Below are 13,930 nucleotides of genomic sequence, written 5' to 3' on the forward strand. Positions count from 1 at the left end.
ATATCCCGGTGCTTCCCCCCCCCATTCTGGCCCTGATGTTCTCCGGACCGATAGGGGCTACGGCCGTAATTCTGGGCTTCGACGGTGGGCTCGCACCGTATCGATTGAGGAATTGCCCGCTCGACCCGGCGCCTTTCTGCGGGGCGGCTGGATAGTATCGCCGGGTGGCCGGATCGAAGAAAGCTGCCGTGCTGACCTCGCAGGACGAGGATTTCCCGCGCTGGTATCAGGACGTTCTGAACAAGGCCGAAATGGCCGACAACGGGCCGGTTCGCGGGACGATGGTGATCCGGCCGTATGCGTATGCCCTGTGGGAGCACATGCAGTCCGCAGTGGACGCGAGGATCAAGGCTGCCGATGCCGAGAACTGTCTATCTGCCGTTGCTGATTCCGCAGTCCTACCTCGAGCGAGAATCCGAGCACGTCGAAGCGTTCAGTCCGGAGCTTGCGGTGGTCACCCACGTGGGCGGTAAGGACCTCGCCGAACCCTTCAATTTGAGTCTGCGCCCGTCCGAGTGGGCGCCGAGGCACCGATCACTGCCATAATCGGGCGATGCCGAATCTCGAGAACTCCCCCGAGCTGGAGGCGGCCATCGCTGCCGGCTTCGACGCACGAGACCGCGCGAACATGGGCCCGACGATCGAGTATTTCGCGGCACTTCTCGAAGCCAACCCCGGAAATGCGGCAGTACTGTACGAACTCGCCGGGGCGTACGACACTGCGGGGCAAGAGGGTACAGCCGAGAAGTACTACCTGGAGGCCTTCGATGCAGGGCTCTCCGGGGATCGACACCGGAGAGCGTTGCTCCAGTACGGCAGCACATTGCGAAACCTGGGGCGGTTCGAGGAATCCCTGACCGTGTTCGCCGACGCTCGACAACAGTACCCGGAATCCGACTCGCTTCGGGTGTTCCAGATCATTTCACTTCACGCAGCCGGTCGTCCGAATGCTGCTTTGGCAGAGGCGCTATCGCTCATCGCGGACCGGGTGGACTCAGCCGAGATGAAACGTTACGAGGCGGCTGTGCACGGAAACGCGGAATACCTGGCGTCACTCGACGAGTGACGACACGCCGGTAGTCGGAGGGTGAGCGGCTCGGCGTTGTGTTCGTCCGGGCCGCCACCAAAATATTCGGCTTGAGGTTCGGGTCGGGCGATGGTCGGGGGGTGAGTCCGGACATCGACCGGGCGGTCGGTACTTGATGGGTTCACGGTACGAGCGGAGCATGACAGGAGTCGACCTTCACCCCGAATGACCTACGGGAAAGGACATGCGATGAGTGCAGCCGACAACATTTCGCTCACCGTGATCGGCATGGGGCCGATGGGCCAGGCGATGGCGCGCATCCTTCTCGGCGCCGGTCATCCGGTCACGGTCTGGAACCGGACGCCCGGACGTGCAGACACGCTGGTCGCGGCGGGAGCGACACGCGCCGCCGACCCGGACGACGCGGTCGCTGCTTCGGAGTTGATCATCCTCAGCCTGACCGACTACCGAGCGATGTACGACATCCTCGAACCGGTGGACGACCTGAGCGGTCGCACCCTCGTCAATCTCATCTCCGACACCCCGGGCAACACAGCCTCGGCGGCCGAATGGGTGGTTCGCCGCGGCGGCCGGTTCGTCGCGGGCGGAATCATGGTGCCCGCACCGATGCTGGGTACCGAGGCCGCCTACGGCTCGAAGGTCCGCACCGGCCATCTCGATACCCACGACGAGGCCGCCCGCTACCGACACGTAGGCACGAACAGCACCTGAACCACGCACGGGGTTGCACAAGTATCGAACATACGTGCGATAATTGTGGTGAATACGGGCAGTTGGAGGTGTGGAATGGGATGGGGAAACGGCCCGCCGACCTGGTCGGAGATGGAACGTGTCCTGTCCGGCAGGCCTCCGTCCGGCGCATCCCGCCGCGATCCCGTCCACCCCGGCGACGGCAACGACAGCCCGGCGTGGAGCCGCACCCGAGGCGAGTACGAAAGTCGGGCCCGGCCACCCGACGGCCCGGTGGTGCCGTATGCCGAGCTGCACACGCACTCGGCGTTCAGCTTCCTCGACGGTGCCTCGACCCCGGAGGAACTCGTCGAAGAAGCGGTGTGTCTCGGCCTCGAGGCTCTCGCGATCACCGACCACGACGGCCTGTACGGCGCCGTGCGTTTCGCCGAAGCCGCGCGGGGACTCGATATGCGGACGGTGTTCGGTGCGGAGTTGACGCTCGACGATGCACATCTGCTGGTGCTCGCCCGCGGACAGGAAGGGTACCGCCGGTTGTCTCGGCAGATCGCCGATGCACACCTGGTCGGAGGGGAGAAGAACGAACCTCGTTACGACTACGACGCGCTCACCGATGCGGCGGGCGGCCACTGGCAGATCCTCACCGGGTGCCGTAACGGACACGTGCGCCGTGCCCTCGACAGCGGGGGTCCGGGAGCCGCCGAAGCGGCTCTGCTCGATCTCGTCGACCGGTTCGGGTCCGACCGCGTCACCGTTGAGCTCACGTGGCAGGGAACTCCGGACGACTACGAACGCAATGTCGCACTGTTCGGGCTCGCGGAGCGCCACGGAATTTCGTCTGTCGCCGGTACCGCCGCACACTTCGCCCGGCCGGAGCGCCGGCGACTCGCCATGGCCATGGCGGCCATCTCCGATCGGCAGAGCCTCGACGACGCGGCGAGTCGCCTCCCTCCCGCCGGTGGCGGTCATCTCCGCTCCGGAGCCGAGATGGCCCGGTTGTTCACGGCCTTTCCCGGCGCCGTGCACACCGCGGCGGAACTCGGCCGCGAATGTGCTTTCGACCTGCGGCTCATCGCCCCGAAGTTGCCTCCGTTCGACGTGCCCGACGGGCACACGGAGTTCACGTGGCTGCGCGCCCTCACCTACGCGGGCGCACTCCGACGGTACGGACCGGTCGAGCACAACCGGGATGCGTACCGGCAGATCGAACACGAACTCGGCATCATCGGCAGTCTCGGCTTTCCCGGTTACTTCCTGGTCGTTCACGACATCGTCGAGTTCTGCAGGAGCAACGACATCCTCTGCCAGGGAAGAGGTTCGGCTGCCAACTCTGCTGTCTGCTACGCCATCGGCATCACCAACGTCGACCCCGTGCGCAACCGGCTGCTGTTCGAACGGTTCCTGTCACCGGAGCGCGACGGACCTCCCGATATCGACCTCGACATCGAATCCGATCGGCGCGAAGAAGCAATCCAGCACGTCTATGCGAAATACGGCCGGACCCACGCCGCGCAGGTCGCCAACGTCATCACCTACCGCGGGAGGTCGGCGGTTCGCGACATGGCACGCGCGCTCGGTTACTCGCAGGGGCAGCAGGATGCGTGGAGCAAACAGATCAGCAGATGGGGAGGAGTGAGCGTCGAAACCGACGCAGACATCCCCACTGCGGTTCTCGATCTCGCCGAGCAGATCGAAGGCCTGCCACGACATCTCGGAATCCATTCGGGCGGCATGGTGATCTGCGACCGGCCCGTCTCCGATGTGTGCCCTGTCGAATGGGCGCGAATGCCGGGCCGCACCGTCCTGCAATGGGACAAGGACGATTGTGCCGCCGCGGGACTCGTGAAATTCGACCTACTCGGACTGGGAATGCTCTCCGCGCTGCATTACATGATCGATCTCGTTGCCGAACATGAAGGTGTCCGGGTCGATCTCGCGCAACTCGACCTGACCGAGGACGGCGTGTACGAGATGCTGCGCCGCGCCGACTCGGTGGGTGTGTTCCAGGTGGAGTCGCGCGCGCAGATGGCAACCTTGCCGCGTCTGAAACCCCGGAACTTCTACGACCTCGTCATCGAAGTGGCGCTCATCCGGCCCGGACCCATCCAGGGCGGGTCCGTGCATCCGTACATCCGCCGTCGCAACGGACTCGAACCGGTCACCTACGACCATCCGTGTCTCGAGAAGTCGCTCGAACGCACCCTCGGTGTCCCGCTGTTCCAGGAACAGTTGATGCAGATGGCAGTCGATGCCGCCGGGTTCAGCGCAGCCGAGGCCGATCAGTTGCGACGGGCGATGGGATCGAAGCGATCGCCCGAGAAGATGGAGCGCCTGCGCGACCGCCTCTACGACGGGATGCGCGAGTTGCACGGCATCACCGGCGCCGTCGCCGACGGCATCTACGAGAAACTGCATGCGTTCGCGAATTTCGGTTTCCCCGAAAGCCATTCGCAGAGTTTCGCGTCGCTCGTCTTCTATTCCGCCTGGTTCAAACTGCATCATCCCGCCGCATTCTGTGCGGGTCTGCTCCGGGCGCAGCCGATGGGCTTCTACTCTCCGCAGTCGCTCGTCGCCGACGCACGCCGGCACGGGGTGATCGTGCACGGTCCCGACATCGGTGCGAGCCTCGCGCAGGCGACGGTGGAGAACGCGGGGAAGGAAGTGCGGCTCGGTCTTGCGTCGGTGCGGCACATCGGCGAGGACCTTGCCGAACGGATCGTCACCGAACGGCAGGAACACGGCCCGTACACCTCGTTCCTGGACCTCACCGCGCGTATCGAATTCACCACTGCGCAGGCCGAGGCACTCGCGACCGCCGGAGCGCTCGGCGGGTTCGGCGTCACCCGGCGTGAGGCGCTGTGGGCTGCTGCCCCCGCTGCCACTCAGCGCCCGGGGCGACTGCCCGGTGTGGGGGCGACCGCCGTGGCGCCGGCACTGCCGGGCATGAGCGCCCTCGAGCTGGCCGCCGCCGATGTCTGGGCCACGGGGGTGTCCCCGGACAGTTACCCGACGCAGTTCCTGCGTGCACGGCTCGACGCGCTCGGCGTGGTTCCGGCGTCGCGACTGCTCGACGTGCCGGACGGAACGAGGGTGCTCGTCGGAGGGGCGGTGACGCACCGGCAGCGACCCGCAACGGCCGCAGGCGTCACCTTCCTCAACCTGGAGGACGAAACCGGCATGGTGAACGTGGTGTGTTCGGTCGGGCTGTGGGCGCGGTACCGCACCCTCGCGCACACCGCCTCGGCGTTACTCGTCCGGGGACGGCTCCAGAACGCCGACGGGGTGGTGACGCTGCTCGCCGACCACCTGGAACCTCTGGACCTGCGGATGCCGGGCAAGTCGCGCGACTTTCACTGATACCCGCGACTGTCGGTGGTCTGCATCGGGTGCCTGGATGGTGGCGTGCGGGGTCGCGCTACCGTGGGACGTTCCCGATCGTGTGCCCCCGGAATCGTCAACCTGGTCGCGTGGCTCGTCATGCGCCTGCGATGCTCGTCCGGAGTACCCGACGAAACCCTTGATCGAGAGGACCCACACCGATGCGTGAGGTCGACCTGGTTGCCTTCGAGACCGCACTCGCCGACGGAGCACCCGTCATCGATGTACGCGAACGCGACGAATACGCCCAGGTGCGGGTGCCCGGCGTCACCAACATCCCGCTCAGTGAGTTCGTCGCCCGCATCGACGAGATTCCCACGACCGGGACCGTGTACGTGATCTGCGCCGTCGGCGGACGCAGCCTCCAGGCCGCCAACTATCTCGCGGGCCGGGGAATCGACGCGGTGTCCGTCGCCGCGGGCACCGACGGGTGGGCGCGTTCGGGCAGGCCCACCGAGAGCGGCGAGTAAGCGGCAGCGGCCGCGGGGCCGCAGCACTCAGTGAGCGGCAGCGGTGCCGAGCAGTGCTGCGGCTCCCGCGACCAACCCGTCGCGCCGTTGAACGTTGTCGTGACCGCCGCAGAATTCGCGGTAGTCGACGTCGAAATCCTTGTGCGTGCAGCAGGTACCGAACATCCCGATTCGAGAGGGAAGCGAATCAGACGGCGCCCTCGAAGCCGTTCTGGCGCCAGGCTTCGTAGCTGACCACCGCGGCGGCGTTCGACAGATTCAGCGAGCGCCGGCCCGGCAGCATCGGGATGCGGACCTGCGCGGTGACGTGCGGGTCGGACAAGACCTCTTCCGAGAGCCCTGTCGGCTCCGGTCCGAACAGTAGCACGTCGCCCGGCCGGTACTCGATCTCTGCGTAACCGGTGGTGCCGTGAGCGGTGAAGGCGTACACGCGCTCGGGGCGCAGAGCCTCCCACGCGGCAGCAAGGTCGGCGTGAACCGTGACCGACGCGAGGTCGTGGTAGTCGAGACCCGCCCGGCGCAGTTTCGGCTCCGAGAGGTCGAACCCGAGTGGTTCCACGAGGTGCAGTTCGGCACCCGTCGCGGCAACCATCCGAATGGCGTTGCCGGTGTTGGGCGGAATGCGTGGTTCGTGGAACATCACTCTGAACATAACCAGAGAAAGATAGCACCACGACGGTAAACGCCCTGGGCCTGGGAGGTCGCGCCCCGATGGTGGCCGGGGCGCGACCGGCTCCGAGTCGCCCGCAGAAGACGGATGTTTCCGGACGGCGAGCACATGCGCTACCGACTAGAAGGATCCCCCCAGCAGGAGGTGGATCACCGCGAACGGCATCCCGAGGAAAGCAATAGCGGTGAAGAGCGCGGACTGTATCGGCTCTCCTGCGACGTACCCGTCGCCGATCCATTGCAAGATTTCGACCGAGCCCATGGTGTGCCTCCTGTTTTCGGTTGTGTGTCAACGGGATTGTCGCGCGCACACGACAATCCGTTACTGATTGTGTATCGGGTGCGGCGAGGTTCGCGACGGCAGATGTGTCCCGGCGGTCTCGATGCCGCGGCAAGGTCGTGAAAGTTCTTCTACGTCAAAGGGTTCGAAGACAGACTGTCGAGCTGTGTCGGGGAGTGGTGGGCAGGTCGTGTCCATTTCGCGCACGCTCCGTCATCGAATGTTGTTGTGCGAAAGCAACATCTTGCGGTTTCGTTCCGATCCGTGTCGGCAGCGCAACAACCCCTTGGCGCGCACGCTGACAAGTGACACCGCGGTGGTGCCGGTGGATGTTCCGGAATGGAGTCGCCCGGGAGTATCCGGCCCGAGTTCTGCCGGGCCTGCTCACGCTGCAACAGCCCCGAGGCGGCAACACTAGGTAAGCCGGGCACCGCTCATGACATGACCCCGCCCCGGGCCCTACACGGCGGACGGCAACCGGAATCGGCAGACCGCGACCCGCGCACGCGGGCTGACGATCCGCGACGCGCAGTCGCCTGGAACAATGGAACCGTGACTGCGACGATCCTGGACGGCAAAGCAACCCGCGACGAGATTTTCGAGGACCTGAAGGCACGAGTGGCCGTGCTGAGGGAGCAGGGCATCACGCCCGGCCTCGGCACCATCCTCGTGGGCGACGACCCGGGATCGGCAGCGTACGTGCGGGGCAAGCACAACGACTGCGCGAAGGTCGGCATCACGTCGATCCGCAAGGACCTGCCCGCCGACATCACCCAGGAACAGCTCGAGCAGGCGATCGACGAGCTCAATGCGGATCCGGCCTGCACCGGATACATCGTGCAGTTGCCGTTGCCCCGGCACCTCGACGAGAACGCTGCCCTCGAGCGGATCGACGCAGACAAGGACGCCGACGGGCTGCATCCGATCAATCTCGGTCGTCTGGTGCTCGGCAAAGAGGCGGCACTGCCCTGCACGCCGCGAGGAATCCTGCACCTCCTGCGGCGCTACGACGTGCCGATCGCGGGATCGCACGTGACGGTCGTGGGCCGCGGTGTCACCGTCGGCCGCCCGATCGGGCTGCTGTTCACGCGCCGCAGCGAGAACGCCACCGTCACGCTGTGCCACACCGGCACCCGGGACCTCGCCGCGGAGGTGCGCCGGGCCGACATCGTGATTGCGGCGGCCGGCGTACCCGGACTCGTCACCGCCGACATGGTCAAGCCGGGCGCGGCAGTCCTGGATGTGGGCGTCTCGCGCACTCCGGACGGGCTGCGCGGCGACGTCGCCGACGATGTGCGCGAGGTCGCGGGTTTCGTCTCCCCGAACCCCGGCGGCGTCGGACCGCTCACCCGCGCCTTCCTGCTCACCAACGTGGTGGAGCGGGCAGAGCAACTCGCGGCGCGCTGACCGGGCACGGGCACACAGTCATGGGCCGGGCCTTGCGGTTCGCACGTCTGAATCTGCCGCTCATTGCCGTCACTCTGGTGATCGCGATCGCGGTGGCGCTCGTTCTCGCGGACCGGTGGCGGCGCGGCGCGTTCGTCTTCGGGGGTGCCACGATCCTTGCGGGGCTGCTGCGGTGGGTTCTCGACGACAGTCGGGTCGGTGTACTCGCGGTGCGCAGCAAGGGCTTCGACGTGGGGGCGCTCCTCGTCGTCGGAGGGGTCATCGTCGCGCTCGCGGCGTCCATCGATCCGCTCGGCACCGGATAGCCGGCTGCGGGTGGGCCGGGCGGTATCCCGCCCGCAGCCCCCGGTTCAGAGGTGCAGATCCTGCTTACGGATCAGGGCGGTCGCGATGACGCTGACCGCGGCTGTCCCGACGAGGTAGGCGCATGCGATCCAGGGGCTGCCGCCGCCGACGGCGATGAGCGCGGTCAGGATCATGGGGGTGACGCCCGACGCGTAGATGCCGGAGAACTGGTAGACCACCGACAATCCCGTGTACCGGATTTCCGCGGGGTACAGGCTCGCATACAGAGTTCCCTGCGCGCCGTAGAAGAGGGCGTGGACGATGCCGAAGACCACGACCATGGCGACCGCGAACCAGACGAGGCTGTTCGTTCCGAAAAGCCCGAACGCGGGGAACACGGCGACGCCGTAGGCCGCGATGCCGATGAGGTAGATCCGTTTCGCGCCGAACCTGTCCACCAGCAGGCCCGACAGCGGCAGCAGCGCAGCCATCACGAGCGCGGCCACGGTGACCACCAGCAGCACCGGCACCTTCTCGAAGTTCAGATCCTTGGTGGCGTAGGCGATCGCGAACACGCCCCACGTGTTGAAGGCGGCACCTTCGCCCCATCTCGAGAGCAGACCCAGAACCGTGCCGCGGCGGACCGCCGGCCGGAAGACGTCCAACAGTGGCGCCGCCGACCTCTTCGCGAGGTCTTGGACCTCACGGAACGCGGGGGTCTCGTCGACCTCGAGCCGGACGACGAACCCCACGACGACGAGAACAAGACTGAGAAGGAAGGCGATGCGCCATCCGTACGCCAGGAACTGCTCGTCGTCGAAGATCACCTGTAGTGCTGCGAAGACCCCGGTGCCCAGTGCGAGACCCAGGGCCAGACCGACCTGCGGAATGCTCCCGAACAGGCCCCGCTTCTTTTCCGGACTGTGCTCCACGGCGAGCAGCACCGCGCCGGCCCATTCGCCGCCCAGGGCGAAGCCCTGCAGGATGCGCAGCACCAGCAGCAGGACCGGTGCGAGAACTCCCACCTGCTCGTGGGTCGGCAGAATTCCCATCAGGGCCGTGGCGATGCCCATGATGAACATCGTGAGCGCGAGTGTCTTCTTGCGGCCGATGCGGTCGCCGATATGGCCGAAGACGACGCCGCCGATCGGTCGCACCAGGAAGCCCACCGCGAAGGTGGCGAACGCGAGCATCGTTCCGACGAAGGAACTCTGGTCGGGGAAGAAAAGCTGGTTGAACACCAGGCTCGCGGCGGTGGCGTAGAGGAAGAAGTCGTACCACTCCACGGTGGTGCCGAGCAGACTGGCCGCGACGACGGTGCGCAGGCGTTTGCGGCGCTCCGGATCCGATTCGATCCCGGGCGCGGGAGTGGGCTGGGACAGCGTGGTCATGGGCTCGATCCGTCTGTAGAGGTCTGCAACCCGGCGACGCTAACCACCACCGGAACTGCACCGCACCGGTTCTGCTCACGCTGATTCCAACTGTCGCTCCACACCGCGGAGCCCTGATGTACTGAGCTCCGTTTCATGCCTGCCGTCGACCCGAGGATGTCGCGTGTCTTTGCATCTGCACTGGTTTCTGCCCACCTACGGGGACTCCCGGAATCTCATGGCAGGAGGTCACGGAAGCTCGATGGCGGGAGATCGTCCCGCAACCCTGCGCTATCTGAACCAGATCGGAGCCGCTGCCGAGTCCAGCGGGTTCGAATCGGTGCTCACGCCGACCGGAGCGTGGTGCGAAGACGCGTGGCTGACCACGGCGATGATGATCGACACCACGGACACTCTCAAGTTCCTCGTCGCGTTACGTCCCGGGCTCATCTCCCCGACCCTCGCCGCCCAGATGGCCGCGACTTTCCAATGGCAATCACAGGGCCGGCTGCTCCTCAACGTGGTCACCGGCGGTGAAGATCACGAGCAGCGCACCTTCGGCGACTTTCTCGACAAGAACCAGCGCTATGCGCGGTGCGGCGAGTATCTCGACGTTCTCCGCCGGCTGTGGGCGGGCAACGGACCGGTCGACTTCGACGGCGACTACATCAAGGTCGAGAACGCACAGCTTCAGCGCATTCCCGACCCGGCACCGCCGTTGTTCTTCGGCGGGTCTTCTCCCGCCGCGGGAACCGTCGCGTCGAGGTACTGCGACACCTACCTCACCTGGGGTGAGCCGCCGAGCGCGGTCGCCGACAAGATCGCCTGGATCCGTGGGCTGGCCGACATCCAGGGACGCACCCTCGACTACGGCATCCGGCTGCACGTCATCAGCCGGGACACGTCGGAACAGGCGTGGGCGGAGGCCGACCGGCTGCTCTCGCAACTCGATCCCGCGACGATCGAGAAGGCGCAGCAGAGTCTGGCCCGCTCGGGATCGGAAGGGCAACGGCGGATGGTGGAACTGCACGGGGGAGGGGCCGCCTACTCCGCGGGCCGCGACGCGCGCAGTCTCGAGGTGTCGCCGAACCTGTGGACCGGTGTCGGCTTGGTTCGGGGTGGCGCGGGCACGGCGCTGGTCGGCTCACACGAGGAGGTCGCCGATCGGATCGCCGAGTACGCGGCGGTCGGGCTCGACCACTTCGTGTTCTCCGGGTATCCCCACCTCGAAGAGGCATATCGGTTCGGTGAGGGTGTGCGGCCGATCCTCGAGCGACGCGGCCTGGTGGCGCCGCGCGAGGATCGGCCGGGCGATCTGTCGGGTTCGACGGCGTTCCTGCCGTCCGCCCGGTAGGGCCGCGGTCAGCCCTGCGCCAGCACCATCAATTCGTCGAGCAGTTTCGCCACGGCTTCCGCTTCGGTGAGGAAGCCGTCGTGGCCGTTGCGGGAGACGAGAACGCGCAGCCTGTCGGCTCCCGGGAGCCCGTCCGCGATCTCCTGCTGTAACCGCAGCGGATACAGGCGGTCCGAGTCGACGCCGGCGACGATGGTCTTCACGGGAGTGGAAGCAAGCGCAGCGTCGACTCCACCGCGGCCGCGGCCTACGTCGTGCCGGTTCATCACTTCGGACAGCACGACGTAGGTGCCCGGATCGAACCGTGCCACGAGCTTGTCGGCCTGATGCTCGAGGTACCCCTCCACCGAGTACCGCCCCCCGCGCCACGGGTCCTCGCCGTCCTGCGGGTGGTTCGCGAACCGGGCATCGAGTTCGAGTTCGGTGCGGTAGGTCAGGTGCGCGATCCGGCGGGCGATGCCGAGACCGGTCGCGGGGATGCGGCCGGTGCCGTAGTAGTCGCCTCCCTGCCAGTCCGGATCCGCGGTGATCGCGGCGATCTGCGTGCTCTGCATGCCGATCTGGTCGGCGGTCGCGCGTGCGCCGGTCGCGAGCACGAGCGCAGCGCGTACCCGGTCGGGGTGGGTGACGATCCACTCGAGTGTGCGCATACCGCCCATGGAGCCGCCGGTCACAGCGGCGAGAGTGTCGATGCCGAGCGCGTCGAGCAGTGCGGCTTCGGCGGCGACCTGATCGCGCACGGTGATCTGGGGGAACCGTGAACCCCAGGCCGTGCCGTCGGGTGCGAGGCTTCCCGGGCCGGTGGTGCCGCGGCAGCCGCCGAGCACGTTGGTGGAGATCACGCACCACCGATCGGTGTCGAGCGGGGCTCCGGGACCGACCATTCCCGACCACCAGCCCGGCGACGGATGATCCGGACCGGCCTGGCCGGTCACATGCGAATCACCTGTCAGGGCGTGCTCGATGAGAACGACATTGTCGCGGGCAGCAGAGAGCGCACCCCATCGCTGAACCGCGATCGTGACGTCCGGAAGCGACTCGCCGCTCTCGAGCTTCAGGGAGCCGATGCGGATCTTTTGCAGGCGTCCGTCGGCGGGCGGCAGTTCGACGTGCGCCGGCTGCGTGTCCGTGTCTGTGGTCAAGGCGTGACCGCCTCGGCGTGGGGAGAGAACGAGGCGCCACGGGCAAGCGTGATCGACTCGACGGCCCGGCCGCTCGGGGGGAAGATGTACTGGGTGTCGCTCATCATGTCCTTCGAACCCTGGGGGAGGGCGCGGAGCAGGAGCTGTTCGCTCGTCATCTCACCCTCCCGAAACCGGCTTGCCGTCGGCCTTCCGACGACCGTGTCCTCACCCGGAGCACCCCACCCTGGCTGGAGGGTTGCCGGCCAGCAAGCCGGGGCTTCGCGCTGGCACTCATGACCTCGCCGAAAGTCTAGCGACTCTCGCGCGCGAAGGGGCATGGGGTCCCGCAGCGGCTGTGACCAGCGGCAAGGTTACCGGTCGGTAGTAGTCGAGGGCGGTATTGCCGCTTTGCGGACGCGTCGGATAGCAGTACGCTTGTCTTGTTTGGTCGCTGTCAGTACGCGGGACAGGGCCATGCTCGCTCGTACCGAGCCGATGGCGACTGCGCTCACAAAGCACAGTCGATTGGGGACCAAGTAAACGTCCTAGGAGGACAAGAAGCGCACATGTCCAAGATCAAAGTTGAGGGTAAAGTCGTCGAACTCGACGGCGACGAGATGACCCGCATTATCTGGCAGTTCATCAAAGACAAGCTGATCCATCCGTACCTGGACGTGGATCTCGAATATTACGACCTCGGTGTGGAGCACCGCGATGCCACCGACGATCAGGTGACCATCGACGCGGCCAACGCCATCAAGAAGCACAACGTCGGCGTCAAGTGCGCGACGATCACGCCGGACGAGGCGCGGGTCGAAGAATTCGGCCTGAAGAAGATGTGGCGTTCGCCCAACGGCACCATCCGTAACATCCTCGGCGGCACCATTTTCCGCGCGCCGATCATCATCTCGAACGTGCCGCGCCTGGTGCCGGGCTGGACCAAGCCCGTCATCGTCGGCCGCCACGCATTCGGTGATCAGTACCGCGCCACCGACTTCAAGGTCGACCGTCCGGGCACCGTGACGATCACCTTCACCCCGGAGGACGGCAGCGAGCCGATCCAGCACGAGGTGTGCCAGATCCCCGACGACGGCGGCGTCGTCATGGGTATGTACAACTACAAGAAGTCCATCCAGGACTTCGCGCGCGCATCACTGTCGTATGGTCTGCAGCGCAACTACCCCGTGTACCTGTCGACGAAGAACACGATCCTCAAGGCCTACGACGGCATGTTCAAGGACGAGTTCCAGCGCATCTACGAGGAAGAGTTCAAGGCAGAGTTCGACGCCGCGGGCCTGACCTACGAGCACCGCCTCATCGACGACATGGTCGCCTCCTCGCTCAAGTGGGAGGGTGGGTACGTCTGGGCCTGCAAGAACTACGACGGCGACGTCCAGTCCGACACCGTCGCGCAGGGCTACGGCTCGCTCGGCCTGATGACGTCGGTCCTGATGACCCCGGACGGCAAGACCGTCGAGGCGGAGGCCGCACACGGCACCGTGACCCGCCACTTCCGCCAGCATCAGCAGGGCAAGCCGACGTCGACCAACCCGATCGCGTCGATCTTCGCTTGGACCCGCGGTCTCGAGCACCGTGGCAAGCTCGACAACACCCCCGAGGTGATCGAGTTCGCACAGCAGCTCGAGGACGTCGTCATCAAGACCGTCGAGAACGGCCAGATGACCAAGGACCTCGCTCTGCTGGTCGGCCCCGAGCAGGCGTGGCTCACCACCGAGGAGTTCCTCGGCGCGCTCGACGAGAACCTGCAGAAGGCTCGCGCCTGACCCTGCTCTCCGGTTAGGCAGCACAGACACGGGACGCCCTTCGGGGCGTCCCGTTTCGTGTCGGGCAGGCT

General features: G+C 66.4%; 15 protein-coding genes and 1 riboswitch. Of the genes, 9 read left to right on the forward strand and 6 right to left on the reverse strand.

Going from position 1 to position 13,930, the window contains the following annotated elements; genetic code table 11:
- Positions 1 to 357 precede the first annotated feature (357 nt).
- From HF886_RS20880 to HF886_RS04170, 5 genes are all read left to right on the forward strand, one after another.
- The gene (locus tag HF886_RS20880; protein WP_206036547.1) at positions 358 to 546 is read left to right on the forward strand and encodes a hypothetical protein; all 189 of its coding nucleotides are present in this window, start codon (positions 358 to 360) and stop codon (positions 544 to 546) included.
- A gap of 7 nt (positions 547 to 553) precedes the next feature.
- Entirely contained in the window at positions 554 to 1,066 is a 513-nt protein-coding gene (locus HF886_RS04155; RefSeq protein ID WP_169651649.1) for a tetratricopeptide repeat protein, read from the forward strand.
- A 210-nt stretch (positions 1,067 to 1,276) separates the two neighbouring features.
- Positions 1,277 to 1,759 carry an NAD(P)-binding domain-containing protein gene (locus HF886_RS04160; RefSeq protein WP_169651650.1) on the forward strand — a complete coding sequence of 161 codons (483 nt, stop codon included), beginning with the start codon at positions 1,277 to 1,279 and terminating at the stop codon, positions 1,757 to 1,759.
- 75 nt (positions 1,760 to 1,834) lie between these two features.
- On the forward strand, positions 1,835 to 5,095 hold the full coding sequence (locus HF886_RS04165) for an error-prone DNA polymerase (protein ID WP_169651651.1): 3,261 nt from the start codon (positions 1,835 to 1,837) through the stop codon (positions 5,093 to 5,095).
- A 182-nt stretch (positions 5,096 to 5,277) separates the two neighbouring features.
- Positions 5,278 to 5,586, forward strand: coding sequence for a rhodanese-like domain-containing protein (locus HF886_RS04170; protein WP_169619890.1), 309 nt, complete (start codon positions 5,278 to 5,280; stop codon positions 5,584 to 5,586).
- A 27-nt stretch (positions 5,587 to 5,613) separates the two neighbouring features.
- Here HF886_RS04170 and HF886_RS04175 read toward each other — a convergent pair whose 3' ends face one another.
- From HF886_RS04175 to HF886_RS04185, 3 genes are all read right to left on the reverse strand, one after another.
- A complete protein-coding gene (locus HF886_RS04175; RefSeq protein ID WP_169651615.1) occupies positions 5,614 to 5,751 on the reverse strand; it encodes a hypothetical protein in 138 nt (45 codons plus the stop codon).
- Positions 5,752 to 5,773: 22 nt separating this feature from the next.
- Positions 5,774 to 6,238, reverse strand: a complete 465-nt coding sequence (locus HF886_RS04180; RefSeq protein WP_169651652.1) for a tRNA (cytidine(34)-2'-O)-methyltransferase — start codon at positions 6,236 to 6,238, stop codon at positions 5,774 to 5,776.
- 138 nt (positions 6,239 to 6,376) lie between these two features.
- A complete protein-coding gene (locus HF886_RS04185; RefSeq protein ID WP_169619887.1) occupies positions 6,377 to 6,517 on the reverse strand; it encodes a hypothetical protein in 141 nt (46 codons plus the stop codon).
- A 570-nt stretch (positions 6,518 to 7,087) separates the two neighbouring features.
- On the opposite strand from HF886_RS04185, the gene HF886_RS04190 reads away from it, so the two are divergent.
- Both HF886_RS04190 and HF886_RS04195 read left to right on the forward strand, forming a co-directional pair.
- Entirely contained in the window at positions 7,088 to 7,942 is an 855-nt protein-coding gene (locus tag HF886_RS04190) for a bifunctional methylenetetrahydrofolate dehydrogenase/methenyltetrahydrofolate cyclohydrolase (protein ID WP_169619886.1), read from the forward strand.
- 20 nt (positions 7,943 to 7,962) lie between these two features.
- Entirely contained in the window at positions 7,963 to 8,247 is a 285-nt protein-coding gene (locus HF886_RS04195) for a DUF3017 domain-containing protein (protein ID WP_169619885.1), read from the forward strand.
- A 45-nt stretch (positions 8,248 to 8,292) separates the two neighbouring features.
- Here the strand turns inward: HF886_RS04195 and HF886_RS04200 are convergent, their stop codons facing one another.
- The gene (locus tag HF886_RS04200; RefSeq protein WP_169651653.1) at positions 8,293 to 9,618 is read right to left on the reverse strand and encodes an MFS transporter; all 1,326 of its coding nucleotides are present in this window, start codon (positions 9,616 to 9,618) and stop codon (positions 8,293 to 8,295) included.
- Between the two features lie 163 nt (positions 9,619 to 9,781).
- Here HF886_RS04200 and HF886_RS04205 point away from each other — a divergent pair, with 163 nt between their 5' ends.
- A complete protein-coding gene (locus HF886_RS04205; RefSeq protein ID WP_169651654.1) occupies positions 9,782 to 10,951 on the forward strand; it encodes an LLM class flavin-dependent oxidoreductase in 1,170 nt (389 codons plus the stop codon).
- Positions 10,952 to 10,959: 8 nt separating this feature from the next.
- Here the strand turns inward: HF886_RS04205 and HF886_RS04210 are convergent, their stop codons facing one another.
- Complete coding sequence (locus tag HF886_RS04210; protein ID WP_240951970.1) at positions 10,960 to 12,093, reverse strand: homoserine O-acetyltransferase; 1,134 nt, start codon at positions 12,091 to 12,093, stop codon at positions 10,960 to 10,962.
- Positions 12,090 to 12,251, reverse strand: coding sequence for a hypothetical protein (locus HF886_RS04215; RefSeq protein WP_169619882.1), 162 nt, complete (start codon positions 12,249 to 12,251; stop codon positions 12,090 to 12,092). Before HF886_RS04215 ends, HF886_RS04210 begins: the two co-directional genes overlap by 4 nt.
- Positions 12,252 to 12,262: 11 nt before the next feature.
- Positions 12,263 to 12,374, reverse strand: a riboswitch (SAM riboswitch).
- A 267-nt stretch (positions 12,375 to 12,641) separates the two neighbouring features.
- Between HF886_RS04215 and HF886_RS04220 the strand changes: the two genes are divergently transcribed.
- The gene (locus tag HF886_RS04220) at positions 12,642 to 13,859 is read left to right on the forward strand and encodes an NADP-dependent isocitrate dehydrogenase (protein ID WP_169619881.1); all 1,218 of its coding nucleotides are present in this window, start codon (positions 12,642 to 12,644) and stop codon (positions 13,857 to 13,859) included.
- Positions 13,860 to 13,930 lie beyond the last annotated feature (71 nt).

Origin of the sequence: Rhodococcus sp. 105337, from assembly GCF_012844225.1 — a bacterium.
In the GTDB taxonomy this organism is placed as follows: domain Bacteria; phylum Actinomycetota; class Actinomycetes; order Mycobacteriales; family Mycobacteriaceae; genus Rhodococcus.